This window comes from Neobacillus sp. 19 (assembly GCF_049463095.1).
Classification (GTDB): domain Bacteria; phylum Bacillota; class Bacilli; order Bacillales; family Cytobacillaceae; genus Neobacillus.
Genome location: NZ_JBMPZU010000089.1, coordinates 1 through 5402, shown reverse-complemented (window position 1 = coordinate 5402; position 5402 = coordinate 1). Strand labels below are relative to the sequence as shown.

The 5402-nt window shown below is 42.4% G+C and carries 5 protein-coding genes and 1 pseudogene; all 6 read left to right on the top strand.

Annotated features, from left to right (window positions below; genetic code table 11):
- Positions 1-108: 108 nt before the first annotated feature.
- Positions 109-397 (top strand): annotated as a pseudogene (locus tag ACO1D1_RS25055) (GTP-binding protein); the annotation flags it as partial.
- Entirely contained in the window at positions 382-2691 is a 2310-nt protein-coding gene (gene hypF / locus ACO1D1_RS25050; RefSeq protein ID WP_423337521.1) for a carbamoyltransferase HypF, read from the top strand. The pseudogene ACO1D1_RS25055 and the gene hypF, both read left to right, overlap by 16 nt.
- Positions 2664-2900, top strand: a complete 237-nt coding sequence (locus ACO1D1_RS25045) for a HypC/HybG/HupF family hydrogenase formation chaperone (RefSeq protein ID WP_149870695.1) — start codon at positions 2664-2666, stop codon at positions 2898-2900. The genes hypF and ACO1D1_RS25045 overlap by 28 nt, the downstream gene beginning before the upstream one ends.
- Positions 2872-3984 (top strand): hydrogenase formation protein HypD, encoded by a 1113-nt coding sequence (gene hypD, locus ACO1D1_RS25040; RefSeq protein ID WP_423337520.1) that lies wholly within the window; start codon positions 2872-2874, stop codon positions 3982-3984. The genes ACO1D1_RS25045 and hypD overlap by 29 nt, the downstream gene beginning before the upstream one ends.
- Positions 3984-4985, top strand: a complete 1002-nt coding sequence (gene hypE / locus ACO1D1_RS25035; RefSeq protein ID WP_423337519.1) for a hydrogenase expression/formation protein HypE — start codon at positions 3984-3986, stop codon at positions 4983-4985. Before hypD ends, hypE begins: the two co-directional genes overlap by 1 nt.
- Positions 4986-5112: 127 nt before the next feature.
- On the top strand, positions 5113-5364 hold the full coding sequence (locus ACO1D1_RS25030) for a DUF2535 family protein (RefSeq protein WP_149872734.1): 252 nt from the start codon (positions 5113-5115) through the stop codon (positions 5362-5364).
- Positions 5365-5402 lie beyond the last annotated feature (38 nt).

Genomic DNA, 5402 nt, shown 5'->3' with positions numbered 1-5402 from the left:
TTTTGCCTTGGTTCAGTTGCTGGACGATGCGCACCCAAAACCCAACAACCTAGATAGGCGTTTCGCATTTATCGTGAAACGCTTTCGCGTTTTCGTGCGCCGCTTCATTCAGGATATGACCTTGGCCAGCAGCATAAAGTCGCTGTGTTAAGTGTTCCTGAAGGGAATGATAAAATTCCAAAATACCCGCAAATGTTTATGCGTACGGAACTTGTTTTACTTAATAAAATTGACTTACTCCCATACCTTGATTTTAGCGTGCAGAAGAGCCAGAAAAGATTTATCTGAAATTAATCCGGAATCATGCTTATTGCCACTCTCTGCCAGAACACAGGAGGGCCTGCATGAATGGTTTTCATGGATTGAAGGGGCATATGAAAAATGGATAGCGCAGTAAAGATTGCTGTCCGTGGTAGAGTACAGGGTGTTGGTTTTCGGCCGTTCGTCTTCCAGCTTGCTGACAAATACCAGTTAAACGGAACTGTACAAAACAATATGGATGGGGTCAAAATTCATCTTGAAGGGGAATCAGAGAGAATCCAAGCATTTCTATCAAACTTGGAAAAAAAAGCTCCGAGGTTATCTAGAATCGATGAAATATTCACAGCAGAGGTTGAACTGAAAAGGCTATCCGAATTTACTATTATTCCGAGTGAACGAGCTGGAACATCCATGCTTGTCATCCCGGTTGAATCCGCTGTTTGCGACGAATGCTTGAACGAAATGAATGACTCGAACGATTTTCGCTATCAATACCCGTTTATCAATTGCACCCAATGTGGTCCCCGCTACACGATTATCGAGGAATTGCCCTATGACAGGCCTGTCACATCGATGAAAAGTTTTCCGATGTGTGATGAATGCCAAAGGGAATACGAAGACATTAAGAATAGACGTCATCATGCCCAGCCAATTGCCTGTCCGACATGCGGTCCAAAGGTGCGATTACTAGATGTAAATGGAGTGGAAGTTGATTCAGCTAATCCCATTAAGACAACGGTACAACTATTAAAAGAAGGGAAAATCGTAGCGATAAAAGGTATAGGCGGGTATCATCTTTGCTGTGATGCTCGAAATGAGCGGGCGGTTTCTGAATTGCGTAAAAGGAAAAATCGGCCTTTGCGGCCGCTTGCAGTCATGGCTGCATCTATTTCGGAAGTGGACGTTCTTGCGGAATTGGATGAAGAAGAACGTCAGCTATTGAAAAGTCCGGAATCACCTATCGTTATATTGAAAAAACAAGATCAATATCCGCTTGCTGAAAGTGTAGCACCGGGAATGGGGACGATTGGAGTAATGCTCCCATATGCACCACTCCATCATTTGCTATTTACTGACCCTGAGCTGGTTTGTCTGGTAATGACAAGTGCAAACCCATCAGGGATGCCAATCCTTTATAAGGATGAAGAAGCCTTTCGATATTTAGCTAACATTGCCGATTACTATCTTGTTCATAACCGGGATATTCTTCATCCTGTCGATGATTCGGTTGTGCAAATGAATAATGGAAAGCTTGATTTTCTTCGAAGATCAAGGGGATATGTGCCAGACCCATTTTCGACTCGTCAAGATGTGACAGGAATCGTTGCGTTTGGCAGTCAGCAAAAAACAACGTTTACGATTGGTCGTAATGAGCAGATATTTGTTGGTCCACACATCGGGGATTTAGAAAATGTTGAAACAATAGACCATTATAAACAAGAAATGGCCCATCTATTAAAGTGGATTGATATACCAAAAAATATTGCTGTTATTGATGCCCACCCAGACTATCATGTTCAGAAACTGGTAAAAGAGTTTGATTTTGCTGAGGTAATGAAAGTTCAGCATCACCATGCCCATATGGCTGCAGTTCTCGAGGAGCATCAAATTTCCGGAAAGACATTCGGGATTATTCTGGACGGAACAGGATTTGGTCTGGACGGAAACATATGGGGATTTGAAATCTTCTATGGAGATGCTTTAGGGTTTGAGCGCATGGCTCATTTACACTATACTCCCCTTCCCGGAGGTGAAAAGTGTATTCGTGAACCGTGGCGAAATGCAGCAGCCATGCTGATCTCGCACCATGGTGAGGAGGGTACTGCTCTTGCCAAGGCTATTTTTACTGACAAAACAGCAGAGATAGATATTTTAAGAAGGATGATTGAAAGAAAAGTTAACACCGTTTTTGCAGGGACATGCGGCAGGCTTTTTGATGCCGTTAGTGCCCTTTGCGGGGTAACGAAGGTTTCCAGCTATGATGGGGAAGCAGCTATCTCACTAGCAGAACTGGCGGACGAACAAGTGTTATACGAGCCCTACTCCTATGAATTAATAGATAAAGAGATGTTAACGATAAACTTTTCCGGGATGATCAAAGAAATTGCTTTAGATGTTCTATCTGCCTTGGATGTCCATCATATAAGCGGAAGATTCCATGAAAGCGTAGTTCAAGCTACTGTCAGTGCAATAAGATATTTGAGCGATAAGAATCCTGGGGCCAAGAAAACGGTAGTTTTATCAGGTGGAAGCTTCCACAATCGATTTTTAAGAAAAAGAATCACGGCTGAATTAAGTAAATACTGTTTTGATGTGTTTGTTCCTGAAAAGGTTCCATGTAATGACGGGGGATTATCATACGGGCAAGTAGCGGTTGCCGCGGCAAAGAGGAGTGCTAGCCAATGTGTGTTGGAGTACCAGCAAAAGTAGTGAAAAAGAGGGAATACAGTGCAGTGGTAGATGTTATGGGATCTCAGACGACAGTAGGGACGATTTTTGTACCAGATATTGAGCTTGGAGATTATGTAATTGTCCATGCCGGCCAAGCGATGACTATTGTCGATGAAGGCTATGCGAGACAAAGTGTGGAGGAATGGAGGAGACTCGTTAATGCTCGAAATTCTGAAACAGTCCAATAACCCGGAAATTTGTAAGCCAATGGTCGAAGCCGTTATTGAAAAAGCGAAAGAGTTCCAAGGTAAGTTTGGCCGTAAACCAGACTTTATGGAGGTTTGCGGCTCACATACGATGTCACTTGCCCGAACAGGGGTGAAGCAATGCTTGAAGGATGATGTGAATCTCATTTCAGGCCCGGGCTGTCCTGTTTGTGTAACCGATCAGCAATCGATTGATGCAATGATTGCCTTAGCTGAAGGTGAGAACCGAATAATTTGTACATTTGGCGATATGATGAGGGTGCCGGGATCAAACAACACTCTGCTTGATTCTAAGATTGCCGGTAAGGATATCCGAGTATTATATGCCCCTGTCGATGCGGTAAAAGCTGCGGAAGAAAACCCTGACAAAGAGGTTATCTTCCTTGGTGTTGGCTTTGAAACGACTATTCCCATCCTTACCTTAATGATAGGAGAGGCGGAAAAACGAGGTATCGATAATTTTACCATTTGGATGACGACCAAACTTGTTGAACCGGCCCTTCGATATTTATTAGATGCCGGTGACATCAATTTGGACGGCTTTTTGCTCCCAGGACATGTCTCTATTGTATTGGGAGAAGATTCATATCAGTATTTGGTTGATGAATATTACATATCCGGGGTTATTACCGGCTTTGAAACAGCAGAATTACTCTCGGGGATTTATAAATTAATCGATTTGGCTCTAACAGGAAGGATAGCTATTGAAAATAATCATCCTGCAGTCGTTAGTAAAACTGGAAATCAAGTGATCCATCAGTGGCTCGAAAAGTACCTAATACCATGTGATGAAGCTTGGCGCGGGATGGGGGTTTTTCCGAGAAGCGGTTTAGATTTAAAACCGGAATTCGACCGGTATAATGCGAAGAAACGTTTTTCAATAGACGTAGGGGAGCCTAGAAAAACCAAGTGCCGCTGCGGTGAAGTGATTCGTGGATTAATCAAACCAATTGAATGCCCACTGTTTGGAAAAGCCTGCCGCCCTATGAACCCTGTGGGGCCATGCATGGTCTCGGCAGAAGGCAGTTGTGCAGCCTATTATCAATACATGAGGGAGAGCTTTTAATGGAAAAATATATTAGCTTAGCACATGGTGATGGCGGAGAAATGAGCCATCGGTTAATCAAAGATGTATTTATTGAAGCGTTTGGAGATGGGAATGCGGCCTTGTTTGATGCAGCATCCATCACAATGCCGACTCACAGAATTGCAGTTTCTACCGACTCCTTTGTCATCAAACCCATTTTCTTTCCCGGCGGGTCGATTGGTAAACTTGCAGTAGCAGGGACTGTAAATGACCTCGCCGTAAGCGGAGCAAAGCCTGCTTTTTTAACTTGCGGCTTTGTCATTGAAGAAGGTTTCTTGATTTCCGATTTGAAAAAAATCGTCTCGGATATGGCTAATGAAGCGAGGAAAACGGGTGTGACTATTATTGCGGGCGATACGAAGGTCGTTGAACGCGGCAGTGCTGATGGAGTTTATATAAATACAACCGGAATCGGAATCTATGAAAATAATTTGGGCTGCAGCCTTGAATTTGAAAAAGGTGACGCGATTATTGTATCAGGTACGATTGGAGACCATGGAATTGCAATCTTGGCGGCAAGAGGTGAACTAGGAATAACTGTCCCCATTTCTAGCGATTGTGCTTCATTGAATACAATGTTAATGGAGGTTCTACGGTCTACTGAAGGTGTACGAATCATGCGTGATCCGACAAGAGGAGGGCTGGCTACTAGCCTTGTTGAAATTGCCGAGGACTTTCACGTAACGATGAAGATTAACGAGATTGATTTGCCAGTTAAGGAAGAAGTACATGGAATGTGTGATTTGCTTGGATTTGACCCGCTATATCTTGCCAATGAGGGAAAAGCGATTATGATTGTCGCAAATAAGGATAAAGAAAAAGTAATTGATATATTACGTGGGTTCCGTGAAGGCAGAGATGCTGTTGTCATCGGTTCCATCACCGGTAAAGGAAAAGGACAGCTATTAATAGAAACCCCGCTTGGCTCCAAACGGTTATTAACGAGATTATCAGGAACGATGTTTCCGAGAATATGTTAGAACAAAAGACTTGTTTTTTTTACAGGAAAATTCACAAATATTTTTCTAATCCAAGCATAATTAGACACATTTCGTTTTGAGTTAGGTGTATAATATAATCAAACGGGTGAAAAAGAGGATTGATATTTTGTTATTTAAAAGCCTAGAGTTCAAAAATGATGTTGGACAGAAGGTTAAAGTCATGGATATTCCTGTATTGGAGGAAGATAGTACTTATAAATTTATGATCCAAGTCCGTTTACAGAAGTTTCTTGTATCCATCGATCAGGAAACAAAACCAAAGAGATGCTATTCTTTTAAAGAATATTTAAAAAAGGTTATGAAATGGCCTGATTATGAGCAGTTGTTTAAAGTAGGAGAATTAAAACATAACGCATAATTTCTTTTCGAGCATCGGGTGACCGGTGCTCTTTTATT